The sequence below is a fragment of the Marinomonas balearica genome, assembly GCF_004362145.1.
Classification (GTDB): Bacteria; Pseudomonadota; Gammaproteobacteria; order Pseudomonadales; family Marinomonadaceae; genus Marinomonas; species Marinomonas balearica.
The window spans coordinates 279954-305555 of the sequence record NZ_SNXC01000014.1 but is presented as its reverse complement, the minus strand read 5'-3'; the positions used below and the strand labels follow the sequence as shown (position 1 = coordinate 305555).

The 25602-nt window shown below is 42.4% G+C and carries 27 protein-coding genes and 5 tRNA genes; 21 read left to right on the top strand and 11 right to left on the bottom strand.

Annotated elements, in window-relative coordinates:
* Window positions 1-236: 236 nt before the first annotated feature.
* The 13 genes from DFP79_RS15055 (at window position 237) to DFP79_RS14995 (ending at window position 8298) form a co-directional block, all read left to right on the top strand.
* Window positions 237-1958 (top strand): tetratricopeptide repeat protein, encoded by a 1722-nt coding sequence (locus DFP79_RS15055; RefSeq protein ID WP_133504763.1) that lies wholly within the window; start codon window positions 237-239, stop codon window positions 1956-1958.
* Window positions 1959-1961: 3 nt separating this feature from the next.
* Complete coding sequence (lolB, locus tag DFP79_RS15050) at window positions 1962-2537, top strand: lipoprotein insertase outer membrane protein LolB (protein ID WP_133504762.1); 576 nt, start codon at window positions 1962-1964, stop codon at window positions 2535-2537.
* Between the two features lie 14 nt (window positions 2538-2551).
* Window positions 2552-3436: a 4-(cytidine 5'-diphospho)-2-C-methyl-D-erythritol kinase gene (gene ispE, locus DFP79_RS15045; protein ID WP_133504761.1), complete on the top strand. Its 885-nt coding sequence runs from the start codon at window positions 2552-2554 to the stop codon at window positions 3434-3436.
* A 104-nt stretch (window positions 3437-3540) separates the two neighbouring features.
* Window positions 3541-4488 carry a ribose-phosphate diphosphokinase gene (locus DFP79_RS15040; protein ID WP_133504760.1) on the top strand — a complete coding sequence of 316 codons (948 nt, stop codon included), beginning with the start codon at window positions 3541-3543 and terminating at the stop codon, window positions 4486-4488.
* Between the two features lie 69 nt (window positions 4489-4557).
* A complete protein-coding gene (locus tag DFP79_RS15035; protein ID WP_133504759.1) occupies window positions 4558-5136 on the top strand; it encodes a 50S ribosomal protein L25/general stress protein Ctc in 579 nt (192 codons plus the stop codon).
* Window positions 5137-5156: 20 nt separating this feature from the next.
* Window positions 5157-5741 carry an aminoacyl-tRNA hydrolase gene (pth, locus tag DFP79_RS15030; protein ID WP_133504758.1) on the top strand — a complete coding sequence of 195 codons (585 nt, stop codon included), beginning with the start codon at window positions 5157-5159 and terminating at the stop codon, window positions 5739-5741.
* 43 nt (window positions 5742-5784) lie between these two features.
* Window positions 5785-6876, top strand: a complete 1092-nt coding sequence (gene ychF, locus DFP79_RS15025; protein WP_133504757.1) for a redox-regulated ATPase YchF — start codon at window positions 5785-5787, stop codon at window positions 6874-6876.
* Window positions 6877-7105: 229 nt separating this feature from the next.
* Window positions 7106-7180: transfer RNA gene (locus DFP79_RS15020), tRNA-Gln, on the top strand.
* A gap of 8 nt (window positions 7181-7188) precedes the next feature.
* Window positions 7189-7265, top strand: a tRNA-Met gene (locus DFP79_RS15015).
* 14 nt (window positions 7266-7279) lie between these two features.
* Window positions 7280-7354: transfer RNA gene (locus tag DFP79_RS15010), tRNA-Gln, on the top strand.
* A gap of 15 nt (window positions 7355-7369) precedes the next feature.
* Window positions 7370-7446 (top strand) — tRNA-Met (locus DFP79_RS15005).
* A 22-nt stretch (window positions 7447-7468) separates the two neighbouring features.
* Window positions 7469-7543 (top strand) — tRNA-Gln (locus tag DFP79_RS15000).
* Between the two features lie 98 nt (window positions 7544-7641).
* Window positions 7642-8298, top strand: coding sequence for a TIGR04219 family outer membrane beta-barrel protein (locus DFP79_RS14995; protein ID WP_133504756.1), 657 nt, complete (start codon window positions 7642-7644; stop codon window positions 8296-8298).
* Between the two features lie 224 nt (window positions 8299-8522).
* Here the strand turns inward: DFP79_RS14995 and clpB are convergent, their stop codons facing one another.
* The 3 genes from clpB to rluD form a co-directional block, all read right to left on the bottom strand.
* On the bottom strand, window positions 8523-11108 hold the full coding sequence (gene clpB, locus DFP79_RS14990; RefSeq protein WP_133504755.1) for an ATP-dependent chaperone ClpB: 2586 nt from the start codon (window positions 11106-11108) through the stop codon (window positions 8523-8525).
* Window positions 11109-11267: 159 nt separating this feature from the next.
* A complete protein-coding gene (gene pgeF / locus DFP79_RS14985; RefSeq protein ID WP_133504754.1) occupies window positions 11268-12023 on the bottom strand; it encodes a peptidoglycan editing factor PgeF in 756 nt (251 codons plus the stop codon).
* A 92-nt stretch (window positions 12024-12115) separates the two neighbouring features.
* Complete coding sequence (rluD, locus tag DFP79_RS14980; RefSeq protein WP_133504753.1) at window positions 12116-13099, bottom strand: 23S rRNA pseudouridine(1911/1915/1917) synthase RluD; 984 nt, start codon at window positions 13097-13099, stop codon at window positions 12116-12118.
* Between the two features lie 121 nt (window positions 13100-13220).
* Between rluD and DFP79_RS14975 the strand changes: the two genes are divergently transcribed.
* Window positions 13221-14063 carry an outer membrane protein assembly factor BamD gene (locus DFP79_RS14975; protein ID WP_133504752.1) on the top strand — a complete coding sequence of 281 codons (843 nt, stop codon included), beginning with the start codon at window positions 13221-13223 and terminating at the stop codon, window positions 14061-14063.
* Window positions 14064-14116: 53 nt separating this feature from the next.
* Here the strand turns inward: DFP79_RS14975 and DFP79_RS14970 are convergent, their stop codons facing one another.
* Both DFP79_RS14970 and DFP79_RS14965 read right to left on the bottom strand, forming a co-directional pair.
* Window positions 14117-14779 (bottom strand): glutathione S-transferase, encoded by a 663-nt coding sequence (locus DFP79_RS14970; RefSeq protein ID WP_133504751.1) that lies wholly within the window; start codon window positions 14777-14779, stop codon window positions 14117-14119.
* A 68-nt stretch (window positions 14780-14847) separates the two neighbouring features.
* Window positions 14848-15060, bottom strand: a complete 213-nt coding sequence (locus tag DFP79_RS14965) for a cold-shock protein (RefSeq protein ID WP_133504750.1) — start codon at window positions 15058-15060, stop codon at window positions 14848-14850.
* A gap of 310 nt (window positions 15061-15370) precedes the next feature.
* Here DFP79_RS14965 and DFP79_RS14960 point away from each other — a divergent pair, with 310 nt between their 5' ends.
* Entirely contained in the window at window positions 15371-15844 is a 474-nt protein-coding gene (locus DFP79_RS14960; RefSeq protein ID WP_133504749.1) for a DTW domain-containing protein, read from the top strand.
* A gap of 1 nt (window position 15845) precedes the next feature.
* Here DFP79_RS14960 and DFP79_RS14955 read toward each other — a convergent pair whose 3' ends face one another.
* On the bottom strand, window positions 15846-16550 hold the full coding sequence (locus tag DFP79_RS14955; RefSeq protein WP_133504748.1) for a fumarylacetoacetate hydrolase family protein: 705 nt from the start codon (window positions 16548-16550) through the stop codon (window positions 15846-15848).
* Window positions 16550-17209, bottom strand: a complete 660-nt coding sequence (locus tag DFP79_RS14950; RefSeq protein ID WP_133504747.1) for a cupin domain-containing protein — start codon at window positions 17207-17209, stop codon at window positions 16550-16552. The genes DFP79_RS14955 and DFP79_RS14950 overlap by 1 nt, the downstream gene beginning before the upstream one ends.
* 257 nt (window positions 17210-17466) lie before the next feature.
* Between DFP79_RS14950 and DFP79_RS14945 the strand changes: the two genes are divergently transcribed.
* Window positions 17467-17814: a hypothetical protein gene (locus DFP79_RS14945; RefSeq protein ID WP_133504746.1), complete on the top strand. Its 348-nt coding sequence runs from the start codon at window positions 17467-17469 to the stop codon at window positions 17812-17814.
* A gap of 87 nt (window positions 17815-17901) precedes the next feature.
* On the opposite strand, the gene DFP79_RS14940 is transcribed toward DFP79_RS14945, so the two are convergent.
* Both DFP79_RS14940 and DFP79_RS14935 read right to left on the bottom strand, forming a co-directional pair.
* Window positions 17902-18453, bottom strand: coding sequence for a DUF2058 domain-containing protein (locus tag DFP79_RS14940; protein WP_133504745.1), 552 nt, complete (start codon window positions 18451-18453; stop codon window positions 17902-17904).
* Between the two features lie 158 nt (window positions 18454-18611).
* Window positions 18612-18821, bottom strand: a complete 210-nt coding sequence (locus DFP79_RS14935; RefSeq protein ID WP_013662110.1) for a cold-shock protein — start codon at window positions 18819-18821, stop codon at window positions 18612-18614.
* A 369-nt stretch (window positions 18822-19190) separates the two neighbouring features.
* Here DFP79_RS14935 and DFP79_RS14930 point away from each other — a divergent pair, with 369 nt between their 5' ends.
* The 3 genes from DFP79_RS14930 (at window position 19191) to DFP79_RS14920 (ending at window position 22243) form a co-directional block, all read left to right on the top strand.
* Entirely contained in the window at window positions 19191-20183 is a 993-nt protein-coding gene (locus DFP79_RS14930; RefSeq protein ID WP_133504744.1) for a 2-hydroxyacid dehydrogenase, read from the top strand.
* Window positions 20184-20219: 36 nt separating this feature from the next.
* Complete coding sequence (locus tag DFP79_RS14925; protein WP_133504743.1) at window positions 20220-21107, top strand: LysR substrate-binding domain-containing protein; 888 nt, start codon at window positions 20220-20222, stop codon at window positions 21105-21107.
* Window positions 21108-21292: 185 nt separating this feature from the next.
* Entirely contained in the window at window positions 21293-22243 is a 951-nt protein-coding gene (locus tag DFP79_RS14920) for a LysR family transcriptional regulator (RefSeq protein ID WP_133504742.1), read from the top strand.
* 116 nt (window positions 22244-22359) lie between these two features.
* On the opposite strand, the gene DFP79_RS14915 is transcribed toward DFP79_RS14920, so the two are convergent.
* The gene (locus tag DFP79_RS14915; protein ID WP_133504741.1) at window positions 22360-22983 is read right to left on the bottom strand and encodes a peroxiredoxin; all 624 of its coding nucleotides are present in this window, start codon (window positions 22981-22983) and stop codon (window positions 22360-22362) included.
* Between the two features lie 85 nt (window positions 22984-23068).
* Entirely contained in the window at window positions 23069-23395 is a 327-nt protein-coding gene (gene grxD / locus DFP79_RS14910; RefSeq protein WP_133504740.1) for a Grx4 family monothiol glutaredoxin, read from the bottom strand.
* 224 nt (window positions 23396-23619) lie between these two features.
* Here grxD and argF point away from each other — a divergent pair, with 224 nt between their 5' ends.
* A complete protein-coding gene (gene argF / locus DFP79_RS14905; RefSeq protein WP_133504739.1) occupies window positions 23620-24525 on the top strand; it encodes an ornithine carbamoyltransferase in 906 nt (301 codons plus the stop codon).
* Window positions 24526-24613: 88 nt separating this feature from the next.
* Window positions 24614-25540 (top strand): LysR family transcriptional regulator, encoded by a 927-nt coding sequence (locus DFP79_RS14900; protein ID WP_279526501.1) that lies wholly within the window; start codon window positions 24614-24616, stop codon window positions 25538-25540.
* Window positions 25541-25602 lie beyond the last annotated feature (62 nt).

Below are 25602 nucleotides of genomic sequence, written 5' to 3'. Positions count from 1 at the left end.
GAGCACGTATTATACGTATAAATACACGAATTTCGCACCCCATGGAGTCAATAAATATTAATGACGCCTTTTTACTCTTTAGACAATTTTGTCACTGACATGACACAATGACGAAGCTAACATATGCGGTTATGGAACGATTTACTGGAATAACTATGATAAATGCTGACCAAAGCAGTCTTTTAAGGAAGGCATTTTCACGTCTTAGCTCACACAAATTAAAAATAGGATGGGCCTTGTCTATTCCGCTGTGGCTGGGTGCTTGTGCAATCAACCCTGAAACGACCTCTGATACAGAGCAGAACCTTAAAGATCATCAAGCAATAGAATTTACAAGCGAGAGCCACACGCATATTTCCCAAGAGAATCTAACAGAACTCCTTGAAGCGGAATTTTTACTTCAGAGAGACGGTCCTGGTGCGGCGTATGGAAAATTTGTAAAAATACTGAAGCACGAAAAAAGCGAGAAGATGGCAAAACGGGTCACAAACATCGCTATCGTCAGTCAAAACCCAGCATATATTGAAGAAAGCACGAACTTGTGGATATCAATCGCTCCTTCAGCTGAAGAGCCTTACCCTCTGCAACTTCAACTGTACTTCGCTAGCGGTCGATACAAACAAGCAGCACAACTTATTATGCATGCAATTAAACATAATGTGTCGTTGCGTTTTTTCCCCAGTTACTTGGACCAACATTCTCGCGAAGTAGACACTCTAGAAACAGTTCGACAAACATTCAACGAACTTCCCAAGGAATTACTGTCCAATATATATCTAAAACTGGGTAACAACAGGCTAGATTTCTTCGCTGGAGACTATAAAACAGTAGAAGAGACGATCATTAATAGCTTATTTGATGAAGCGCCTAAAGAAGAGTGTAAGTCCCTCTTTGTCATATTAGGATATTCGCAAAATCAGCTGGGTAAAACCAATGACGCGATCACGACACTTTTAACAGGGTTGAATGATTTCCCTAACAGCAAGCACTTATTGATCCCTGTTATTGAATTATTAGTAGCAGACAACCAGCTCAGCAACGCATCAGAGCTTTACAACAATGCAGATCTTTCAAGCTTTGATCGAACGCAACTGGGACTAACTTTTGCCGGAAAGTTAATAGAATATCAGCACTATCAAACTGCATTGACAGTATTAACCCACTTGCCCGAACAACAATACAGCTTTCGCGACCAATCCAAGCTTTTAACAGCGGAAGCATTGAATAAAACTGGCGACCCACAAGCCGCTTTTGAAATCCTCAAGACAGTGGATGGGCCACTTGCATGGAATGCAACACAACAAATAATACAACTATTGTATTTCTTAAATCGTGAGCAAGAAATTAACCCTCTTGCTATCGAACGCCTAAGTGACGAAAAATGGCAAGAAGAAACAATATCAATTGCCAACTTACACGAACACTATAAAAGACCTGATCTTTCACTGGAGTTGATCAACAGCGTTCTTAAAAATCACCCAAACGCTGATGCCGTACGATATAAAAAAGCAATATTGCTTGAATCCTTAAATCAATGGAAAGGTGCTGTAGCAGAGCTCGAAACCCTTGTATTAAATCACCCTAATAAACCTCAATACCTTAATGCGCTCGGCTATACAATCTTGGTAAATTCTGACGAACTAGAACGCGCTCAAAGCTACATAGAACAAGCCTACAACCTTGATGATACAGACCCAGCAATTATAGACAGCCTCGGGTGGGTTCTATTTTTAAGGCACGATATTGATCAAGCGACCTTCTATCTTCAAAAAGCATGGGGGATATTAAAAGATGCGGAAATTGGCGCGCATTACGGTGAAACACTTTGGCATCAAGGCCACCAATCACTCGCGAACGACGTTTGGCGAGAAGCTTACCAAGTCACCCCTCAATATCCGGTTTTAATGGAAACCATAGAAAGACTTAATCCAGAATTGATAATGGAGTTTTCAAACTAACTCATGAAAAACAGACTAGCAGTAATTGCCATCAGCGCTCTTTTGTCTGCCTGTTCCACCCCTTCTCATAAGGTGGAAAAACAATTTGCAGATGCGTCAGACATTTCAGCATGGGACACACAAGGGCGAGTCGGCATAAGAACCAAAGACGATGCGATATCTGGCAACTTTAGTTGGCATCACACCAACGAAGAGTTTCAGCTAAATATCGTAGGTCCATTTGGCCAAGGGTCGACCGAGTTAAGCAAAAGCACAGATGGCGTTGTCACGTTAAAAAACAGCGAAGAAACGGTAACAGGCACTAATGCTGAACGACTTTTATTCGAACAATTAGGCTGGCGCTTTCCTGTTGCGCAGGTAAAGTATTGGATAAGAGGTCTTCCCTACCCGTATAGTGAAGCCCGTATTGAAAACCAGCCAGATAACCTAGCAAAACCTAAAGTAATAAGACAAGACGGCTGGGAAGTAACCTACTCCAGCTACGTTGATGTAAACAACTTAGAGCTTCCTCGCAAAATACAAGTAACAAAGCCGCCTTACCGCGTGAATTTAATTATTACAAGCTGGACCATTCAGTAAGCAGATTAAACACAATGACAGACCATTCAATTAGCCTTCCTTCGCCCGCAAAACTCAATCTGTTCTTACATATTACAGGACAGCGAGAAGACGGTTACCACGAACTGCAAACGCTGTTTCAATTTATCGACATTTGTGATGAATTAAGTTTCAACACGAAGCAGGAGCGCAGTATAACTATTGAACCTGCCATCGAAGGCGTTTCTCTCGAAGAAAACTTAATTTACAAAGCAGCTCAGTCGCTTTGGCCGTTTACCAGTGAACAAATAGGCGTGCATATAGCGCTCACTAAGCGTTTACCTATGGGCGGTGGAATTGGCGGAGGCAGCTCCAACGCAGCCACCACCTTACTGGCCCTAAATCAATTATGGAATTGCAATCTGTCCATCGACCAACTTGCCGACCTTGGCCGCGACTTAGGAGCCGATGTTCCTGTATTCGTAAGAGGCCATGCAGCATTCGCGCAAGGGATAGGTGAATTACTTACACCTGTTGAGCCCAAAGCACCATTTTACCTACTGGTGAAACCCAATTGTCATGTCTCAACTGGTCAAATTTTTACCGATAAATATTTGACAAGAGACACCCCTCCCATCAGAATAGCGCACGCTTTAAAGCTGGGCGGGAAAAACGACTGTTTAGAAGTGGTAAAAAAGCACAATCCTGAGGTTGACGAAGCATTTCGTTGGCTCCAAAACTACGGTGATGTAAAACTCACTGGAACAGGTGCTTGTTTATTTATTGCCTACGACAATATAGAAGACGCTAAGCGAGTGAGTGCGTCTATACCTAAGAAGTGGCAATTCTGGATTTGCCAAGGTTGTAACGTTTCACCTACTCACTTAGCACTCAACCAGTGGATTAAAAGCAAAAGAGCCCGCGGCTCGATAGCAGATTAAGTAAACCAGATACATACTATCGGTTCATTACCTAATCATATCTCGCTATATTTCAAGCCGCTTAGCCAGTCTATTTTATCGCCAAAGTACAAAGGTTATATACAGTGTCCAAGTTGATGGTTTTTACCGGTAATGCAAACCCTGAACTCGCTCGTAGGGTGGTTCGCCGCCTTGGGCTGCCTATCGGTAACGCTACCGTTGGTAAATTCAGTGATGGAGAAATTACGGTCGAGATCAATGAAAATGTTCGTGGTAAAGACGTTTTCATTATACAGTCTACCTGCGCTCCAAGTAACGATAATTTAATGGAACTCATCGTAATGGCGGATGCATTACGTCGAGCTTCGGCAACGCGTGTTACCGCTGTAATTCCCTACTTTGGCTACGCTCGTCAAGATCGACGAGTAAGATCGGCCCGCGTGCCTATTACCGCAAAAGTCGTGGCTGATATGATCTCAGCAGTCGGCATTAACCGAGTGTTAACGGTCGATTTACATGCAGATCAAATTCAGGGGTTCTTTGATATCCCTGTTGATAACGTATACGCAACACCATTATTGCTTGATGACCTACAACGTCAAGGGCACGAAAACATTACGGTTGTTTCACCGGATGTCGGCGGTGTTGTTCGAGCGCGTGCATTTGCAAAAATGCTTGATGATGCCGACCTTGCCATTATTGATAAACGCCGACCTCGTGCAAACGAAGCTCAAATTATGCATTTGATTGGCGATGTCGAGGGAAAAACATGCGTTCTTATTGACGACATGTGTGACACTGGCGGTACGCTTTGCGCTGCTGCAAAAGCCCTGAAAGAACACGGCGCTGAAAAAGTGCTTGCATACTGTACTCACCCAGTACTTTCAGGCAAAGCCATAGAGAATATTAGCAATTCTGTGCTTGATGAGTTAGTGGTAGCAGATACCATCCCTCTGACGCCAGCAGCACAAAATTGCAAACAAATTCGCCAACTGTCGATGTCTGACATTTTGGCTGAAGCTGTTCGTCGCGTATGCAACGAAGAGTCAATCAGTGCCATGTTTGGGGCCTAAATCAAACAACAACGCTCGGAACCGGTCGCAGTTCTGGGCACTCATAAATATTTTATTAGGATAAACATTATGTCTTTCATTATTGAAGCAGCTGCACGTACAGAAGAAGGTAAAGGTGCGAGCCGCCGCCTTCGTAAACAAGGTCTAGTTCCTGCTGTAATCTACGGTGGCGAAGCTGACGCTCAATCTGTTACTTTCAAGAACAACGAACTAGTTAAAGCCGTTTCTGACGTTGCTTTTCTAACAAGCGTTATTGAAGTTTCTGTTGACGGAGCTGCTCAAAAAGTTTTGGTTAAGTCTCTACAACGTCACCCATCTACTGGCGATGTAATGCACGTTGACCTACTTCGCATTGCAGAAAACAAGACTATCACTACTCGCATCCCACTTCAGTTTGTAAATGCTGAGAAAAGTGAAGGTGTTAAATCTCAAGGTGGTCGCCTTTCTGTTGAAGCGAAACTTGCAGAAGTACGTTGTCTTCCAAAAGATCTGCCTGCTGCACTAATCATTGATGCTATCGATGGTCAGCTAGGTCAAATCTTCCATTTGTCTGACGCTCAACTACCTGAAGGCGTAGAATTGGTTGCTCTTCTTAAAGGTGGAGATCACAACCAGCCAATCGCTCGTATCGGCAAAGCTAAGCGTTAATAACCATTGTAGGCGGTATTGTGGCAGGTTTTAAATTACTGGTTGGCCTTGGAAACCCAGGCTCCGAATACGAAAACACTCGTCACAATGCTGGCGCACAATGGATAGAAGCACTGGCTCGTCAGAGTCAGTGCTCTCTTCGCTCAGAAAAAAAATTCTATGGCGAATTTGCTAAAGCTTATATAGGTGGTGAAGAATGTTACCTCCTCATTCCCACGACCTATATGAATTTAAGCGGCAAATCGGTTCAAGCCGTTTGCCAATTCTATAAGATCCCTCCCGAACAAGTACTTGTAATCCACGATGAACTTGACATCCCCCCTGGCACAGTAAAATTAAAAAAAGGCGGTGGTCACGGTGGTCACAACGGTTTAAAAGACATTATTTCTAAATTAGGAAATAATAGAGACTTTGGCCGTTTGCGCTTGGGTATTGGCCATCCAGGACATGCAAGCCAAGTCGCTGGATATGTGCTTAAAAAAGCACCTTCCGAAGAATACGATAAAATTGAAAAAACGATCGACGAGTCATTGCGCTATTGTAACGACATAGTTCGTGGCGATCTTAACAACGCAATGAATCATCTACACAGCTTCAAAGCTTAATTTAAAAGCATAAACTTACAGCAACACAGTTTCAGGAACGATTATGGGCTTTAACTGCGGTATCGTCGGCTTACCAAATGTCGGCAAATCAACTCTTTTTAACGCTCTCACCAAAGCAGGCATCGGTGCAGAGAACTTCCCTTTTTGCACCATTGAACCGAACGCTGGTGTTGTTGCAATGCCAGACCCAAGGCTAGATGCATTAGCAGACATCGTTAAACCAGAGCGAGTGCTCGCAACAACAATGGAATTTGTTGATATTGCTGGCTTGGTTGAAGGTGCCTCAAAAGGCGAAGGTTTAGGTAATAAATTTCTCGCTAATATTCGCGAAACCGACGCAATTGCACACGTTGTGCGATGCTTTGAAGACGATAACGTGATTCATGTTTCCAATCATGTAAACCCAAAAGCAGACATCGAGGTAATCAACCTTGAGTTGATTTTTGCCGATCTAGAATCGATTGACAAACAAATTCAAAGAACAGCCAAAACAGCCAAAAGCGGAAACAAAGACGCTATTGCACAAAAGGCATTCTTAGAATCGATTAAGCTGCACCTTGAAGACGGCAAGCCAGTTCGCACAATGGCATTGACAGACGATCAAGCTAAAGAAGTAAAACAACTGCATCTACTGACTACAAAACCGACCATGTACATTGCAAACGTCTCAGAAGACGGTTTTGAAGACAATCCGCACTTGGATGTCGTTAAAGAAATTGCAGCTTCAGAAGGCGCTATGGTTGTTCCTATCTGCAATCAACTTGAAGCAGAGATCTCTGAGCTCGATACTGAAGAGATGCAGGACTTCTTGGATGAGATGGGAATGACAGAACCCGGCCTTGACCGTGTAATCCGTGCTGGCTACGAACTGCTAGGCCTGCAAACGTATTTTACGGCAGGCGTTAAAGAAGTACGCGCATGGACAGTCAAACAAGGCGCAACAGCTCCACAATCAGCTGGAGTGATTCACACCGACTTTGAAAAAGGCTTCATTCGCGCAGAAGTAGTTGGATATGACGATTTCATCCAATACAAAGGTGAAAATGGCGCCAAAGACGCAGGCAAATGGCGTCTAGAAGGTAAAGATTACATAGTAAAAGACGGCGATGTAATGCATTTCCGCTTCAACGTTTAACCTAACAGTTAATCGTTCTATTTATGCACTAAGCCCTATTGAGGTGAAGCGATACTCTCAATAGGGCTTTTTTAAACACTTTTCGATCACTAATTAATCATTTTTAAAATAATTAATATTAATTGAAAAATAGTTTGGAAAAAGACTTGACCCTACAACGGGTTATATGAATAATATCGCGCCACAGAGACGCAGTAAGCAATTACGAAAAACGTTTCTGTATGTCTGTTGGGGTGTAGCCAAGCGGTAAGGCAACGGGTTTTGATCCCGTCATGCGTAGGTTCGAATCCTGCCACCCCAGCCACAGACAAAGGCTATGTAGCTCAGTTGGTTAGAGCACATCACTCATAATGATGGGGTCACTAGTTCGAATCTAGTCATAGCCACCAACTTTTTGATAAGTTGGGGTGTAGCCAAGCGGTAAGGCAACGGGTTTTGATCCCGTCATGCGTAGGTTCGAATCCTGCCACCCCAGCCATCAATATCTTATTTAGGCTATGTAGCTCAGTTGGTTAGAGCACATCACTCATAATGATGGGGTCACTAGTTCGAATCTAGTCATAGCCACCACTTAAATATAAGATCACACTATTGGGGTGTAGCCAAGCGGTAAGGCAACGGGTTTTGATCCCGTCATGCGTAGGTTCGAATCCTGCCACCCCAGCCATCTATTTCTACCATCATATTTCAACTTGTCTCTAGAAGTTCACAATGAAACTTCTATAATAGCCATAGGCAAACAAACACAATGATGGAAACAATACTATGAGACGAGCTCTAATCGCATCATCACTTCTTCTTGCTGGCACCGCTGCTCAAGCAGATGTCATCGGACTAACAGCGGAAGCTGGCTACTTCATGCCAGATGCTACGTTTGACGGAAGCATCAGCGGCTCTTCTGCAAACAAAGATCTATCCGGAGAAGACACTGGCTACTTTGGTATCGCATTCGAACACCCTATTCCACTTATTCCAAATGTACGACTTCAAGGCAGCAGTCTAGAAACGAAATCTTCAGGCACTCAAATCAAAGTGGATGCAACAGACTACACTTTGTATTATGAATTTCTAGACGGCCTTCTATGGTTAGACCTAGATGCAGGCATCTCTTTCCGCAACATGGATGTAAACGCTTCTACAGGCTCTTCTACGGCTGAAGAGAGCATAGTACTGCCTTCGGGATACGTTTCTGCTTATGTTGCCATCCCTGGCCTTCCTGTAAAGTTTGGCGGTGAGCTTAAAACACTTTCAATCGGCGATTCGAGCATTACGGACATGACTTACAAGGTGAAATATGAATCACCGTTCTTTGTTGGTATCGAAGCAGGCTATCGTCAAGCACACTTCACCATTGACGAAGGCAGCATTGACGTTAAAACAGAGTTTGACGGTGCATTTATCGGTGCATTTGTAGATTTCTAAAAATCGTTATTACTTAGATTAAAATAAAAACGGGGTGTAGATTTTGTTCAAATATCTGCAACCCGTTCTATCCTCTAACCACTCACCTAAACAAAACACCGTCTCTACTTAACACCTCAAATCACTTTTATGTGCGTAAAATTAAGGCAAAAAAACGACCTTACACACCGAAATGCATAAGGCCTACTATTGTTAAAGCTGTATACCGATCGTCTTATTCCGCACTATTCAACTTTATTAAACGACATGTCACCGCCTTTTGTACCCACCTGAATACAATCCCCGCTCACAAATGCTCCGGACAACAATTTATTTGCAAGAGGATTTTCTATCCACTGCTGGATTGCTCTTTTCAAAGGTCGAGCACCATAGATTGGGTCGTATCCGACTTCTGCTAATTGAGACATTGCCTCATCAGTTAAACTCAATGTCATCCCCATTTCCGTTAGACGATCATTTAAATGAGAAAGCTGGATCTTAGCAATGCCTGCAATTTGGGCCTTTCTAAGTGGGTGGAAGACCACGGTTTCATCAATTCGGTTAATAAACTCTGGTCTAAAGTGCATTCCGACAACATCTAGAACTTTTGACTTTATTTCTTCGTATTGATCATCAGATTGATACTCTTGAATTAAATCAGAGCCTAAATTTGACGTCATTACAATCACCGTGTTTCTAAAATCAACCGTGCGACCTTGACCATCCGTTAGACGACCATCATCCAAGACTTGCAAAAGAATATTAAATACATCGGGGTGCGCTTTTTCAATTTCATCCAGCAACAACACTGAATAAGGCCTTCTTCTAACAGCTTCCGTTAGATAACCACCTTCTTCATATCCAACATAACCTGGAGGAGCACCTATAAGACGAGCAACAGAATGTTTCTCCATAAACTCAGACATGTCCACACGCACCATTGCATGTTCAGTATCAAATAGAAATTTCGCAAGAGACTTACAAAGCTCCGTTTTACCAACCCCAGTTGGCCCCAAGAACAAAAATGATCCATTCGGACGATTTGGGTCAGCCAGGCCTGAACGAGAGCGCCTCACAGCATTTGAAACTGCATTTACTGCTTCCTCTTGACCAATAACGGATTCATGCAACGCCTCTTCCATTCGCAGCAGTTTTTCTCGCTCACCTTCTAACATTTTATCGACCGGAATTCCCGTCCAGCGAGATACAACAGTTGCTATCTCTTCTTCAGTCACTCGGCTTTTTAGCAACTGAGCCTCTTGCTCACTTTCTTCTGCCAAGGTTGCTTTGTCTATTTCCGCTTCGAGCATGGGAATAACCCCATACTGAAGTTCAGACATTTTAGCCAAATTTCCCTGACGACGAGCTTCCTCCATTTCTTGGCGGACCTGCTCTAGCTCTTCTTTTAGTTTCTGCGCACCTTGAACTTGAGCCTTCTCTGCATTCCAGATTTCTTCCAGATCTGAATATTCCTTTTGCAGACGCTCTATTTCACTTTCCAGCTCTTTTAAGCGTTGCTTGGACGCTCTATCTGTTTCTTTTTTCAGAGCTTCTTTTTCAATTTTTAATTGAATAAGACGCCGCTCTAAGCGATCCATATTCTCAGGCTTCGAATCCATCTCCATACGTATGCGACTTGCCGCTTCATCAATTAAGTCAATCGCTTTATCTGGCAACTGACGATCCGTAATATAGCGATGAGATAGTTTAGCGGCTGAAATTATGGCTGCGTCAGTAATGTCCACACCATGATGAACTTCGTAACGCTCCTTAAGACCTCGCAATATCGCAATTGAATCAAGAACCGTTGGTTCCTCCACCAATACCTTTTGAAAGCGACGCTCAAGTGCAGCGTCTTTTTCAATGAATTGACGATATTCATCAAGCGTCGTCGCGCCAACACAATGCAACTCACCTCGAGCCAGAGCAGGTTTAAGCATGTTTCCTGCATCCATTGAGCCTTCGCTTTTGCCCGCCCCCACCATGGTGTGAATTTCATCGATAAACAAGATTATTTGACCTTCTTGTTTAGCCAATTCATTCAATACCGCTTTAAGACGCTCTTCAAATTCACCTCGATACTTTGCACCTGCAATCAGAGCCCCCATATCCAATGACAAAACCCGCTTGTTCTTCAAACCTTCCGGAACTTCGCCATTTATGATCCGCTGAGCCAGCCCCTCTACAATAGCCGTCTTACCTACTCCGGGCTCACCAATTAATACTGGATTATTTTTGCGCCGTCTTTGCAACACCTGAATGGTGCGGCGAATTTCATCGTCACGACCGATGACCGGATCCAAGCGGCCTTCAGACGCTCGCTCCGTTAAATCAACCGTAAATTTATCCAGCGCTTGACGACTTTCTTCGGCATTTGGGTCATTAACGGAATCCCCACCACGGACTTGATCTATCGTAGCGGCAATGTCCTCTTTGGTAACGCCTGTCGCCTTAAGCGCCTTAGCCAAGTCATCTTTACCACTAAACATTGCCAGCAAGATCAACTCTGACGAAATAAACTGGTCTTTTCGTTTTTGCGCTTCTTTATCGGCAAGATTCAGTAGCCGCCCAAGCTCGGGTGACATTTGAACATTGCCATCGTGATCATTAACAACAGGCTGACGAGACAAGATACCATCAAGCGTCTCTCGAAACTTATTCACCTGCACACCAGACTGCTGCAAAATGGGTCTGGTACTTCCGCCCTGCTGATCCAGCATTGCAACCAGTAAATGGACGGATTCAATATAACCGTGATCTTGACCGAGCGCGACGGACTGCGCATCTGATAATGCAAGTTGCAACTTGCTAGTAAGTCGATCAATTCGCATGCGTGACCTCCAAGCTAAATAGCTAATATTCTGTAGTAAGCTGTGTGTTTAATTACTTAATAGGTGTGACAAAATGTTTTTCAATATCGGAGTGTCATTTTTTTGACAGGCTTATTTTCTCCACACAGTATATTCAACACCTACGAATTTATGGAAAATTTAAGATAAGTCTGAGGAAGGCTCGAACCAAACCAGCGTAGCCATTCGACCCGTTACCCCATCACGCCTATAGGAATAAAACTGATCTTCTTCTGTGAAGGTGCAATGATCTCCTCCATATATTTCAAAAACACCGCAAGCTTGAAGCCTTTGCCTAGCTAACTCATATAAATTTCCCAGCCATTTACCGGTATTTTTGGAGGCCTTAAATGCACCTTCAGCCGAAGTCATTTTTTCGATAAATGCTGCTCTAACCTCTTCGCCCACTTCAAAAGCTTCTGGACCAATTGCAGGCCCAAGCCAAGCGATGACAGGATCGTCTTTTTTAAACTGTGAAACCGTTTCTTCTAATACCCCGTTACATAATCCACGCCACCCAGCATGAGCAACAGCGACCTGTGTTCCCGAGCGATTAGTAAAAACAACGGGCAAACAATCCGCCGTCAAAACAGCACATATTTGATTTGGTGAAGAAGTAAAGGCCGCATCGGACTCACTGTAAACTTTCGCTGGCAAATAAGCGACTTGAGTGCTGTGTGTTTGGTTTAACCAAATAAGAGTATCCGGCATCTGCAACTGTGATAACAGCTCACTACGATTTTGATTAACCAAACCAAGATCATCACCTACATGAGCACCTAAATTCAGACCTTTATAGGGTGGACAACTGACGCCGCCCCGCCTAGTCGTTGTAAACGCACGAACATTTTTAGGCCCCGACCAATTGACTTCGACTACTTCAATTTGAGTATTCATATCATCAACTCTTATTAATTTAATTACGCTTTTGAGGTTGTTAGATACAAATAAGGGCCGCTTTCGCCGCCCTTATTAAAAGATTCTATTGTTTAGAAATACTCTGAATCTTTACTGCCGGATGCCAACATATCGCGATCCAATGCCTCAAGAAGTTCGGCCATATCATCTGGCAAATCAACCTCCCACTGCATCCAGTCACCGGTAAATGGATGATTCAATTCAAGGCGTTTTGCATGTAAAGACTGACGGCGAAAATTACGCAGCACCGTTTGTAGCTCTTCGCCACACGCTTTAGGCATTTTCAATCGCCCTGAATATTGAGGATCCCCTAAAAGAGGGTACTGAACATGCGCCATATGCACACGAATCTGGTGTGTTCTGCCCGTTTCTAATTTCAATCTAATGTGCGTATGGTTCTTAAAGCGTTTCAATAACCGATAGTGAGTAACCGCTTCTTTACCATGGATGGGCTCAACCGCCATTTTTTGACGATTAGTCGGGTGACGCCCTATAGGCTCATCAACCATACCGCCACCCGTCATTACACCAATAGTAATGGCCTCATATTCGCGCCCCATACTGCGTTCCTGCAGCTGAGCAACTAAATCAGTTTGCGCTTGCAATGTTTTGGCAACAACCATCAAGCCTGTCGTTTCTTTATCTAACCGGTGCACAATACCAGCACGAGGAACATGAGCTGTTTCAGGAGCATGATGAAGAATTGCATTCAATAATGTGCCATCACGGTGACCAACAGCAGGGTGCACTACCAAACCGGCAGGCTTGTTCACCACTAAGATATGTTCGTCTTCATATACAATATCAAGAGCCATCTCCTGAGCTTCGTGATCTTCCTGTTCTTCTAATGCGACATCCAACGAAATCGTTTCACCACCAAACAACTTCTCTTTCGCTTTACATTTTTTTCCGTCTACCAGCAGTGTTCCCTCTTTTATCCATGCTTGGATTCTGGACCGGGAAAAATCTTGGAACAATTCCGTCGCAATCTGGTCAAAGCGTTGACCGGAAGATTCAAACGTCACTTGGGCTTCTTTTACTATGCGCTCTGCCATACAATATTACTTTCATTCAATGTTTCGATTGTCGTGATACGAAAATCGTGGATTCTAAACAACTTGCCCTACGAGATATCTCGTAAGATGGCAGAGTTATTAACTAAGGTAGTGATTATACATGGGATTTCTTCGTACGTTGCCACGAATGTTGGTAATCGTCACTTTTTACTCAGTTTTAAGTGCTTGTTCTAATCAAACAGTGAGAGAACCAGATTTACCTGAGCGAGAATATTATGACAAAGCGCAAGAAGCGCTCGATAGTGGCCTCCCTGCAACAGCAGTAAAGCACCTTAAAGATCTGACTTCTCGCTACCCGTTCGGAGATTACAGTACCCGAGCGGAGTTGGACTTGATTTACGCTCAATATGAAAGTGGCGACTATATCGCCTCTCACGCCACAGCGAAGCGCTTTATTCATAATCACCTAGATTCGGATGCACTTGATTACGCCTACTACATGCGAGGGCTATCAACCTACAAAGGTGCAGAAACATTTTTCGGCCGCTATTTAGACTTAAACCCAGCTGAGCGAGATGCCCATGAGTTTGAAAAAGCATTTGGCGAATTTGCTGAGCTGTTAGCTCGTTTTCCAGCCAGCCCTTATGCAGTAGACGCAAAAGCGAGAATGATTTACCTGCGCAATACGGTCGCAGATCACGAGCTCCAAGTTGCGCATTATTACTTCAAACGTCACGCATCGATTTCGGCGCTGCGTCGTGCTCAAGAGGTTATTCAATATTACCCTAGCTCAATGTCCGTCGAAGAAGCCATTGCCGTTACCATTCAAGCCTATTTAAATATGGAACAATATGAGTTAGGACAGACAAATTTAGCGGTATTGAAGAAAAATTATCCAGATTCTCAATATGTCGATAGCGATGGGAAGTTCATCCCCTTTGAACTACCCAAAGACGCAGATCCAGATTTCTTGTACTGGGTAAGCCTTGGAATCATCGATTGATCGAACATTACATGTCAGGTAATTTACCTTTCAAGTAAAAAGTAAGGCAATAACTACGCCTGTGCAGGAAAAACAACCACCTCTTGCTCAGGCGTCCATTTTTCAAATTTCGTCATCGTCTGCTCGAACTCTCGACACTCTAAGAATCCATTCAGCCAGCGCCTCACATTTACATAGTCACTGTCCTGAAACCATTTCAGATTAACGCCTACAAACTGCCTCACAAAAGGAAAAACACAAATATCGGCAATCGTTGGCGCATCGCTCGACAATATAAAAGCTTGGTGACAAAGACGCATTTCAAGTCGCTTAATGAAAGCTTCCGCTTTCTTACGATAGAACTCTTCCGATTCGTCATAACGGTCAGCATATTTGTAGCGGTCTAACCAATACTTAAACCAACCATCGTTATAGCGCACCCACGTCTTTATTTTCGTGCGTTTGAGTGGCGACGTCGGCCAGAGCAACTCCAAATCACTTCTATTTGTTTGCCGAAGAGCATACTGAATAATATCCATACTTTCTTCTAGGCGTTCTCCATCGTGACACATCATTTGTGGCACTGTTGTACGGCCGCCCAGCTCAAGCAACGCTTGCGGTTTATCTTTTAGAACCACTTCCCTTAATTGAACCGAAACATCTAACATCAATAGGGTATATCGCGCTCGTATTGCATAGGGGCAGCGGCGGAAGGAATACAAAATAGGTAAGGTCATAAGAAAATTTCAATATATTAGACATAAAAAAACCACGCTAGGCGTGGTTTTTTCACAATAGAGAACTATTAAACGATTGTCACGTTTTCTGCTTGTGGACCTTTCTGACCTTGAGTCACTTCGAAAGTCACTTTCTGACCTTCTTGCAGAGAACGTCGACCGGTACCGTTAATTGCTCGGAAATGAACAAAAACGTCTGGACCGCCTTCGCGCTCGATGAAACCAAATCCTTTCTCATCGTTAAACCATTTAACGATACCGGAAACTAACTGACCTGACATACCAACCTCTTATATCTTTTAACTACTCATATTAAGCAGCGTTTTATTCTGAGCGAACCAAGCATATATCCTAGTTCGCTTATCCTTTTTTTTGATTATTGCAAATTGAAAATGATCCAATTTTGAACAGCAACGACTCGATAATATGCCCTTAAAAATAAAATTAAAAGCATATATCAAGCTAGTTTGTAAAAAAACGTAACTGAATAATATGTTAATATTGTCAAAATTGAGGACACAATGACATATAAGATATTCCTCAAAGGAAATTAACTTACTTAAATAAACGATTAAAGACACTCTAATTATTATGAAATTTTGGCTGCTTACCCACTCTGAAGAGTTTAAAAAAGAAAACAGCACAGGAAATCTGTCTGCTTTAATTCTTGATCATTGTTGCGAGCAAATTTTATGGGAGCGAAAGTCACCGTCTTCAAAAATCACTGACTTATTAGTGGAGACAACCTTATTAATTTATCCTAACCAATCCGTAATTTGCGACGAAGAAAAAACAGTTTTACTGGCTGAGTACACTGATATTGTGATTTTAGATGGGACATGGCAGCAAGCAAAAAAAATGTATAACCATTCTCCATACCTACAGAACTTCAGGCACCATGCGATTGAAGGAGAGAAAAGCCAATTTAAACGCCGGCGCAACCAGCTTGATGGAGGATTATGTACAGCAGAAGTTATCGTGCATCTACTAAAACAAAATTTAGACTTAAATAACGCCCAAAGGCTGGAATCAGAATTTGAGCGCTTCAACAATCTTATCAAGTGAGCTAACTCACGATTAAAGAAATTTCTCCTAAACCGTCCACACTAGCGGTCATTTGATCACCAATACTGACGGATCCCACGTTTTCTGGCGTGCCCGTCATAATCAAATCACCTGGTTTTAAAGCGAAGCTCTCTGATAACTTAACGATCACTTCAACAATCGACCAAGTAAGGTGGTTCAGCGAACTTAACTGTTTAAGTTCCCCATTCACTTTTAAACTTATTCGCTCATTTTCTTTGAGCAAAAAATTGTCTTTTAATTGAATCGGAGAGATTGGCGCACTGAAATCAAATGATTTTCCTTCTTCCCAAGGACGCCCTTTCTTCTTAGCATTTGTTTGTAAATCTCGACGAGTCATATCAAGCCCCACCGCATACCCTAATATCGACTGCGCAGCTTGTTCAAAAGTTAAATTCACACCTCCAGATTTAAGTGCAACTACTAACTCCACCTCATACTCTAACTGTTCTGTTGAAGACGGATAAGGCAGCTTTCCAACCTCTAAGAAAGGTACAGGAAATACACAAGTTCTGTCTTTGCAAAAAAAGAATGGTGGATCCCGATCTGGATCGTCCCCCATTTCCCGAGCATGTTCCGCATAATTTCGCCCAACACAATAAACGCGATTGATGGGAAATAGTTCTTCACTGCCCACTATGGGTAAACAATTATGAGACTGTGTCTCAATAATGTACTTTTGGGTCATTATTTACTCGCTGTATTTGAAGAAAAGTGTCCCTGTTTTATCCAAAAAATAACGGACGTCGTCGTTCGAAAAGTACGGTGATCAAAACAGGGGGTACGAAGCCAACTGTGCTTTGTTAGCGGCACATTATCATATTCGCAATGTCCGTCAATAATAAAGATCTCAGCAACATCAAAGTCATCCGCGAACGGAGAATAACGATCGCCAGCCTCAAGTGAACACACGCACACGCTTTCTGATTCAAATTCGTAAAGGCACTGTACGCCTTTCCACTTGGGATCTTTTATTGCCTTAACCGACACCTGCATTTGATTGAGATCACTTTCTTTAAACTGATGCAACTTAACTAATAAAACACACCCAGGGTCACTGTGCGGTGCGTGACTGGTTCCTGGAGGATTACGGAAATAAGTTCCCGCAGGAAACTCCCCCATTTCATCACTAAACACGCCAGATAAAACGAGGATCTCCTCACCAAGAGGGTGAGGGTGGGGTCTGAAAAAAGATTTCGGGGCATAACGAACAATGCTGGTCGCATGTCCACGCTCTGCCGACTCTCTAGCAAGAGGCTTGCGCTCGACCCCAGCCATTGGACTACACTTCCAATCTAATTTCGCAGTATCGATAAACACACTTTCCGCAAAATTCATGTTTAGCATGAGCCCACTCCTCTACAACAGCATTAATCGGTTAAATTCTAATAAGATCATCTATTTATTAAATCACTTGTATAAATAATAGGCAAAACATTGCACCTTTATGGCTCTTTTTGAACCATTTAGTCAAAAACAAAGCCTATAAATAAAACGATAAAGAGCAGAATTTTATGTAACTCATTAGATATTAAAGATTTTTTATTCTTGGTATTTAATTTGCTTTGAGAAAATGTGTCCACACCAAATTATGAAGATTCGATATGTCCTACTGCTACAACAGACCGTTCTTTGACACAAAAACATCGTGTATGAACGCAGAGAAATCCGCCCTTCAAAACACCGAAGAGCTATGTCTACCTAAAAACGATGAAGTAGTTCAGGTTTTACAGCACTTATTTAGTTCGACAAATCAAAACGATTGGCCCGACGACAGCATTTTCGACATGGAATTGAGAGAAGAACTTTTTTACAGTTTAAGAGATGCATTTTCAGCCTCTCTTAAACTTAACAATTACAGCAGAATACAAACATTGCAGCATTTTATCGATGAAGAATCTCTTGCGCTGTTTTATGAGCAAAAACAGGCATTTGTTAACAACGAGTTGTAGTAATTAATAAAGCGGACAGAATATCGATCGCTCATAAAAAAGGCGTATATATCCATATACACCTTTTTAAGGCTTTTTATTAACGACCTACCACATTAGGTCATCAGGTATTACAAACTCAGCGTAAGGGTCATCTTCATCCAATATTTCTTCTGATTTGGTATTTAGCACAAGAACATAGCTTTCATCTTTCTCTGCTATTTTTTCTCCGACAGCCGCTGGCGCCAGAACATACTCTCCTTCAACCACCAAAAGGGACAACCGACCTTCTGATAGATCTTTATGCATAGCATCACTCAGGTACATTTTCTTCACTAGTTTATTATCAGTAAAGTTATATGCAACATCGCCGTCTTGCTTATCGACCTTGTTAGTTAAGATCATTTGACGAATCTGTCCAGCCACCGCTTTCTTCTCAAGCTCTTTCTGGCGCTCTAAGTTTAGTTGCTTATCTTTTGCAATTTTCTCTTCTTTCTGACGCTGAAGCTCTTGCTTTCGTTCTTCTTCTGCGCGGGTATCCAATTGGCCTTTTTTCGCTTTTTGTTTGTTCTGTAACTTCTCAGCTTTTATTTTTTTGGCTTTCTTCTTGTCGACGATCCCAGCGCCTAATAGCTGCTCTTGAAGTGACTTACCCGCCATGACATTTTCTCTCTGTGTATCTATGTTAATTTTAAGGAAGCTGCGACTACGAGTCGTATAAAATCGCAAGGAAAGAATCGATTATATTTTATGAACGGCCAAAAACGCAAAAAGGCAGCTTTAGCTGCCTTTTTTACTCATTGTAAGCTCTTTAAATATTAAAGAGGCGTTACGTTTTGAGCTTCTGGACCTTTTTTACCGTCAGCAACTTCAAACTGAACTTTTTGGCCTTCAGCAAGAGTTTTGAAGCCAGAAACGTTGATTGCAGAGAAATGTACAAATACGTCTGGACCTTGCTCTTGAGTGATGAAACCGAAACCTTTAGTTTCGTTGAAGAATTTAACTGTACCAGTTACTACGTTAGACATAGTGTTTTCCTGTATCTTTAATGTTCATTTTTTTCTCAGCTAACCTTAAGTAAAGCCAGCACGAGGGAAGTGCTAAAAAAACTCGGTATTACTTATGACATGAACAGGTCAACACTAGTAGCGCTGTAACTCTGGACATAAATATTTCCAACTCTTTTAAACAATACGATTGTAGAACGCTTTGTTAACGGCGGTCAACGAACATTTAGACATAATTCATCCTATTTTCTTCCATATAATCATTTCCGACTCCTGAAACCTTGTTCAAGGTCAAAACTTTCGCCTTTTAGGATTGGGCTGCAAAATATTCAAGTCTATAGTGAAACGAGACATATTTTCTAAGAAGCTATACAAAACAAGGTAACCATTATGAAGATCGCGGTTTTTTCATGTAAACCCTATGACAAAAGAACACTTGAGAAAGTCGCCGAATCTCAAAACAAGGTAGAGTTTCATTATTTTGAAAGTAGATTAAGCAGTGAGACCATCACTCTCGCAGATGGATTTGATGGCGTGTCATGCTTTGTTAACGACGATTTAAATCGTGATGTTATAACCGAACTCGCAAAACGCAATATAAAGTGCATTGCTTTAAGGTGTGCTGGATACAATAACGTTGACTTAGTATCAGCTAAGGCAAATGGTATTTGCGTATTTCACGTTCCTGATTACAGCCCGACTTCCGTTGCAGAACATGCCGTCGCTCTAATTATGGCCCTTAATCGCAAAACACATCGAGCTTACCATCGAGTGAAAGACAATAATTTTGCTCTTGATGGACTTCTCGGTTTTAACCTCGAAGGCAAAATAGTTGCTTGCATAGGTACAGGACGAATTGGACAAGCATTTTGTCGCATTATGAAAGGGTTTGGGTGTCATGTTATTTGCTATGATATCTCCCCGAATGACGCTTTGATCGAGTTGGGGTGCGAGTACAGCGATCTGCACGACATATACCACAAAGCAGATATAATAAGCTTACACTGCCCTTTAAATGCATCCACACACCACCTTATAAATCAGCGTACGCTCAGTGAAATGAAAGACGGCGTAATGATCATCAATACAAGCCGAGGAGCTTTAGTGAACGCTCAAGAGGCGATTGACGGGCTTTATCAAGGAAAAATTGGCTATCTTGGTTTGGATGTTTACGAACAAGAAGGCAATATTTTCTTTGAAGATATGTCTGATCACATAATATACGACAGTGTTTTTCAACTACTATTAACCTTTCCCAATGTCATCGTAACAGGCCATCAAGGCTATTTTACCGACATAGCATTACAACATATTGCCGAAACAACCCTAAATAATTTAATAAGTTTTAAAAATGGAGTGCCAATCCGTCACCACACCCTTTAGAATTCTCCTATCACTCAACAGCAATTTGCGAGAATTATGAGAATCACCCTGCGCCAACTACAAATCTTCGAAGCCGTCGTTCACACCGGTTCCGTTACTGCTGCCGCAGAGCTCGTCGCGATTAGCCAACCTGCAGCGAGTCAAGCTCTCAGGGAATTAGAAACCTTATTGGGACGTCCATTGTTTCGCAGGCACGGAAAGCGATTACAAATCACTGCTCAAGCAAGAAACCTTTTGCCTCAAGCACGCGCTGTTCTGAGTCAAATTGAGCAAATTGAGAGTATGGGTGAGTCGGATGAACTAAGCGGCTCTCTTCATATTGCCTCCAGTGTAAGTGTTGGCAATTACTTGATGCCTAAACAAATGTCCATATTTAAAGAAGCGCATCCGAACATACGTTTTGATTTAGATATCGGTAATACACAAGAAGTCATACAACAACTTCTAACTGGTAAAGCGGAAGTGGGTTTTATAGAGGGCTATTGCCAACACGCCGAGCTTGCCACCTCAATTTGGTTAAAAGATGAACTCGTGGTATTTGGCTCAGCCAAAGAAGATAGACCAACATCCCTGTCATGGGACGATTTGAAAGAAGCCAATTGGGTAATGCGTGAAGCAGGCTCTGGGACGAGAAACATTCTAGAGCAGGCGATGGGAGCATCCATACCAAACCTCAATGTCACACTCTCTCTGAACCATATGGAAGCGGTTAAGCAAGCCGTTATTCACCAGATGGGATTAGGCTGTCTATCGATGCTAGCAGTTTCTCAAGAGCTTGAAGCAGGCCTGATCCAACTTTATAAAACACCATTAGAACTCAATAGAAATTTGCTTATTGTAACGCCTAGAAATACCGCTCTTACACAAAATGCAGAACGCTTTATTGAGCAATGTAAACAACTCTCTCCCGAAAGTTCTCAATAATGCTCTTTCTAAACGGTCATTAATTTTGCCAAGTTCATTAGCGTAAACACTACAATAGCGAAAGTAACAAAGCCTTTTTAAGTGCCCTCCATTGTAGGATACGCCGCGTTAGCTCTTGTACTTTTCGCTTTTATGTCTAAAATAGATTCATAAATTCTATTCCCACCAGCCACTGCATCACGAAAATGAATATAAAAAAAATTGATCTAAACCTGCTCATTTATTTGGATGTGCTATTACGAGAATGTAACGTTACACGTTCCGCAAATCAGCTAAACATCACTCAACCAGCAATGAGCAACGGCTTAAAGCGTTTAAGAGATTTAATGGGCGATCCTTTACTGGTAAGAACCAGCGAGGGAATGAAACCCACCGAAAAAGCACTTCGCTTACAGCCCATTGTCCGTAAAGTTCTACTGGAATTAGAAGAAGCATTACAACCTGAAGCTGATTTTAATGAGAAAACGTCTACGCGCGTTTTTCGTATTATGGCCAGTGATTACGCTGCTTCTACCGTGATCCCAAGGTTATTGAATTTTCTTCGTGAAAAAGCGCCAGGCATTACATTAGATATAATGACACCTTCGGATGTAACCTTTCATGATGTCGAAGCTGGCAAAATCGATATGGCAATCAACCGATTTGAAGAATTGCCACAGTCTTTTCACGAAAAAAGTGTTTGGCATGATACGTTCGTTTGCATGATGTCGAGCAACAACCCCATAACCCAAAACTTCAATCTTGACACCTATCTTGAAGCACAGCATATCTGGGTAAGTAAAACGGGGTTTGGCGTTGGTGTGGGCATGGATCCTACTGACGTACAAAAATTAGGCTGGGTCGACGAAGCGCTTCAAGCACAAGGCAAAAAACGTAGTATCAGGGTATTTACACGCAGCTACCACACAGCGATGCACCTTGCGATGGAACAAGATTTGATTGCGACGCTGCCAAGAAAAGTCGCTATGGTTAACCGTAATAATCCTGATTTGGTTATTTTAGAACCCCCTTTCACCATCCCACCTATCGAGTTAAAAATGATCTGGAGTCCACTATTGCACCACGATGCCAGTCATATTTGGTTCCGCAAACAAGTGATAGAGGTCGCTAACGATCTCAAAGCGCAAAGCCGATAAGCATTCGCGTTACCGCATGAAATTATGCTATAAAAAAAACGCGCTTACTTTTTAAAGTAAGCGCGTTTTTTTCTAAATTACCAACGCAATAAATTTATATATTTAAGCCGTCAGTATTACAGTGACTCACTGCTGTCTTTTAGGTAAGAAGCAACACCGTCAGGCGTGTTCACCATGCCTTTATCGCCTTTATTCCAACCTGCTGGACATACTTGACCGTTCTCTTCGAAGAACTGAAGAGCGTCAACGATACGAACAAGCTCATCCATATTACGGCCGATAGGCTCGTCATTAACGATTTGAGAACGAACGATACCGCTCTTATCAATAACAAACGAAGCACGCATTGCTACACCAGCAGGGTAATAAGAATCCCCACCTTCAGATTCAATGCCGTACGCTTTAGCGATGGCATGATCCATATCAGCTGCAAGAGTGTATTCAACTGCGCCAATGCCGCCCTCTTCAACGGGTGTATTTCTCCACGCATTATGAGTAAAGTGAGAGTCAATTGAAATACCAACAACCTCAACACCCATTTGACGGAATTGCTCCATGCGGTTAGACATTGCAATGATTTCAGACGGACAAACAAAAGTGAAATCAAGCGGGTAGAAGAATACGACTGCGTATTTACCTTTGATCGTTTCTGCCAAGCTAAAGCTATCTACAATTTGTCCATCAGCCAATACTGCTGGTGTTGTGAAATCTGGTGCTTTCTTACCTACTAGAATAGACATAGTATAAAATCCCCTTATTTATACGCGTTTAAAGTTCGTTTCTATTGCTTTATGTTGAACATAATACGTTCTTGTTCAACAAATATTATTCTTCAGTTGCAGCCGCTTCTTTAATGATCGGCTCAAGCTCACCGTTTTGCGCCATTTCAACAATAATGTCGCAACCGCCAACTAACTCACCTTTAACCCACAACTGTGGGAATGTAGGCCAATTAGCGTATTTAGGAAGCTCTGCTCGAATATCAGGGTTATCCAAGATATTAACGAATGCAAAACGTTCGCCGCATGACATTAGTGCTTGTACTGCCTGTGCGGAAAAGCCACATTGAGGTGCACGAGGTGATCCCTTCATATAAAGAAGAATATCGTTGTTCTCAAGTTGCTCTTTTATGGTTTCAATTGTGTTACTCACGATGCTAAAACCTCGTAGATTATTAAAATTTTTCGCACTTTACTTCGTGTCCTACATATTTCAGACAAAGTGCTTCTCATGCGGAAGTTTATTGGGTCTTAGCCCCTAATTACAACCCCAAGTTTTATAGGGTTTTCACGAGTTCTGCTTTACTCCAATAAAAGTCTGTATTAAATTGTCCGATTCCTTCTTTAAATAACACTCATTCATAGGAGTAACAGGCAGTGGCGCCAAGGCATTTTTTGACCCTTAAAGACCTTACGACCGAAGAATTTAAGCAGCTCATATCTCGTGCAATTGAACTCAAAAAGATGCGACGAGAAGGTGTTATCTACGAGCCGTTAAAAAATCGCGTCTTAGCTATGATCTTTGAGAAGTCATCTACCCGCACGCGTGTTTCTTTTGAATCGGGTATGGCACAGTTTGGCGGACATGCACTCTTTTTGTCGCCACGCGATACGCAATTGGGTCGCGGCGAGCCTATCGAAGATAGCGCTAAAGTTATCTCTAGTATGGTAGACGCAGTCATGATTCGCACATTCGAACATGATAAAATTGAAACATTTGCTGCGAACTCTTCGGTGCCTGTCATTAATGCACTTACCGATGATTTCCACCCGTGTCAGCTACTGGCTGATATGCAAACGTATACGGAACATCGTGGAAGTATTGAAGGTAAGAAAGTAGTTTGGGTAGGAGACGGTAACAACATGTGTCACTCCTATATCAATGCTGCGGCGCTTCTGAACTTCAATTTGGTTGTTGCATGCCCAGAAGGCTATGAACCCAACGAAAGCTTGATGTCCGAAAATAAAGCCTTTGTGACGATTGTGAACGATGTGAAAACGGCGGTTAAAGATGCAGATCTTGTTGTAACCGATGTATTCGCCTCTATGGGTCAAGAAGAAGAACAAGCACAACGAGAAAAAGATTTTGAAGGCTTTCAAGTTAACGAAGCATTGATGGCTTTAGCTCATGACGATGCACTCTTCATGCACTGCTTACCAGCACATCGCGGCGAAGAAGTATCCGCTGGAGTGATAGACCATCCTGATTCAGTTGTGTGGGATGAAGCAGAGAACCGCTTGCATGCACAAAAAGCACTACTTGAGTTTTTGATCTGCAAATAACTAAGTAACAGGAAGCTCGCTAAGGTTTTCTTATCGAGCTTTTTTTACCTTTAATTAATTGAAATAAACTCACGAAAAAAATTTAAATATGAGCATCATCGAAGTTAGGCACCTTAAAACACTCACCGCACTTCGCGAAACCGGTAGCCTAGTGGAAGCAGCCGAACGCGTACATCTAACGCAATCCGCCTTATCACATCAACTAAAAGATTTAGAGGAAAAACTAGGCTGCTCTTTATTTATCAGGAAGACTAAACCCGTTCGCTTTACAAGTGCTGGATTAAGGCTACTTCAGCTCGCAGATGATGTATTGGTTTCATTCCGCTCAGCACAAAGAGATATCCAACGATTTGCTGAAGGTGAAAGTGGCCGCTTGCATATCGCGATCGAATGTCACAGCTGTTACGAATGGCTCATGCCAACCATTGATCATTTCCGTGAGCATTGGCCAGATGTAGAACTGGATCTTTCTAATGCTTTTAGCTTTATGCCGTTACCTGCATTGGCTCGTGGAGACCTAGATCTTGTCGTGACCTCCGATCCTCAAGATTTGCCTAACATTGAATACATTCCATTATTTCAATACGAATCGTTGGTCGCACTCTCTCGACACCACGTTCTTGCAAAGAAAGAGTTCTTAGAACCGCAAGACCTCAGTGACGAAACCTTAATTACCTATCCCGTTGAAACAGAAAGACTGGATATTTTTAAACATTTTCTCGACCCTGCTGGCATCGCTCCAGCAAAAATTCGGCACAGCGAACTCACACTTATGATGATGCAACTCGTAGCCAGTGGACGAGGTGTAAGCTGCCTACCGAACTGGGCATTGACGGAATACACCAATCGACAGTATGTGATAACAAAGTCGCTTGGCGAAGAAGGCGTTTGGTGCAAGCTTTATCTGGCGATCAGAAAAGACCAATTAGACAACGCATATATGGAAGATTTGGTGTCAACAGCCAAGAAAACCTGTTTTAAAAACCTACGAGGGATATTATCTCCCGAGCTTTGATTAGCAAGCGTAAGAAGCTAGCTTTGTACGACTTAGCTGTACTAGCTAATACACTAAGCCTC

What these genes read in the sequence shown, in the direction of transcription:
- lolB (WP_133504762.1), top strand. Translation starts at nt 1,962, where the DNA reads ATGAAAAACAGACTAGCAGTAATTGCCATCAGCGCTCTTTTGTCTGCC.
- ispE (WP_133504761.1), top strand. Translation starts at nt 2,552, where the DNA reads ATGACAGACCATTCAATTAGCCTTCCTTCGCCCGCAAAACTCAATCTG.
- DFP79_RS15035 (WP_133504759.1), top strand. Translation starts at nt 4,558, where the DNA reads ATGTCTTTCATTATTGAAGCAGCTGCACGTACAGAAGAAGGTAAAGGT.
- ychF (WP_133504757.1), top strand. Translation starts at nt 5,785, where the DNA reads ATGGGCTTTAACTGCGGTATCGTCGGCTTACCAAATGTCGGCAAATCA.
- DFP79_RS14995 (WP_133504756.1), top strand. Translation starts at nt 7,642, where the DNA reads ATGAGACGAGCTCTAATCGCATCATCACTTCTTCTTGCTGGCACCGCT.
- clpB (WP_133504755.1), bottom strand. Translation starts at nt 11,108, where the DNA reads ATGCGAATTGATCGACTTACTAGCAAGTTGCAACTTGCATTATCAGAT.
- pgeF (WP_133504754.1), bottom strand. Translation starts at nt 12,023, where the DNA reads ATGAATACTCAAATTGAAGTAGTCGAAGTCAATTGGTCGGGGCCTAAA.
- rluD (WP_133504753.1), bottom strand. Translation starts at nt 13,099, where the DNA reads ATGGCAGAGCGCATAGTAAAAGAAGCCCAAGTGACGTTTGAATCTTCC.
- DFP79_RS14975 (WP_133504752.1), top strand. Translation starts at nt 13,221, where the DNA reads ATGGGATTTCTTCGTACGTTGCCACGAATGTTGGTAATCGTCACTTTT.
- DFP79_RS14970 (WP_133504751.1), bottom strand. Translation starts at nt 14,779, where the DNA reads ATGACCTTACCTATTTTGTATTCCTTCCGCCGCTGCCCCTATGCAATA.
- DFP79_RS14965 (WP_133504750.1), bottom strand. Translation starts at nt 15,060, where the DNA reads ATGTCAGGTCAGTTAGTTTCCGGTATCGTTAAATGGTTTAACGATGAG.
- DFP79_RS14960 (WP_133504749.1), top strand. Translation starts at nt 15,371, where the DNA reads ATGAAATTTTGGCTGCTTACCCACTCTGAAGAGTTTAAAAAAGAAAAC.
- DFP79_RS14955 (WP_133504748.1), bottom strand. Translation starts at nt 16,550, where the DNA reads ATGACCCAAAAGTACATTATTGAGACACAGTCTCATAATTGTTTACCC.
- DFP79_RS14950 (WP_133504747.1), bottom strand. Translation starts at nt 17,209, where the DNA reads ATGCTAAACATGAATTTTGCGGAAAGTGTGTTTATCGATACTGCGAAA.
- DFP79_RS14945 (WP_133504746.1), top strand. Translation starts at nt 17,467, where the DNA reads ATGTCCTACTGCTACAACAGACCGTTCTTTGACACAAAAACATCGTGT.
- DFP79_RS14940 (WP_133504745.1), bottom strand. Translation starts at nt 18,453, where the DNA reads ATGGCGGGTAAGTCACTTCAAGAGCAGCTATTAGGCGCTGGGATCGTC.
- DFP79_RS14935 (WP_013662110.1), bottom strand. Translation starts at nt 18,821, where the DNA reads ATGTCTAACGTAGTAACTGGTACAGTTAAATTCTTCAACGAAACTAAA.
- DFP79_RS14930 (WP_133504744.1), top strand. Translation starts at nt 19,191, where the DNA reads ATGAAGATCGCGGTTTTTTCATGTAAACCCTATGACAAAAGAACACTT.
- DFP79_RS14925 (WP_133504743.1), top strand. Translation starts at nt 20,220, where the DNA reads ATGAGAATCACCCTGCGCCAACTACAAATCTTCGAAGCCGTCGTTCAC.
- DFP79_RS14920 (WP_133504742.1), top strand. Translation starts at nt 21,293, where the DNA reads ATGAATATAAAAAAAATTGATCTAAACCTGCTCATTTATTTGGATGTG.
- DFP79_RS14915 (WP_133504741.1), bottom strand. Translation starts at nt 22,983, where the DNA reads ATGTCTATTCTAGTAGGTAAGAAAGCACCAGATTTCACAACACCAGCA.
- DFP79_RS14900 (WP_279526501.1), top strand. Translation starts at nt 24,614, where the DNA reads ATGAGCATCATCGAAGTTAGGCACCTTAAAACACTCACCGCACTTCGC.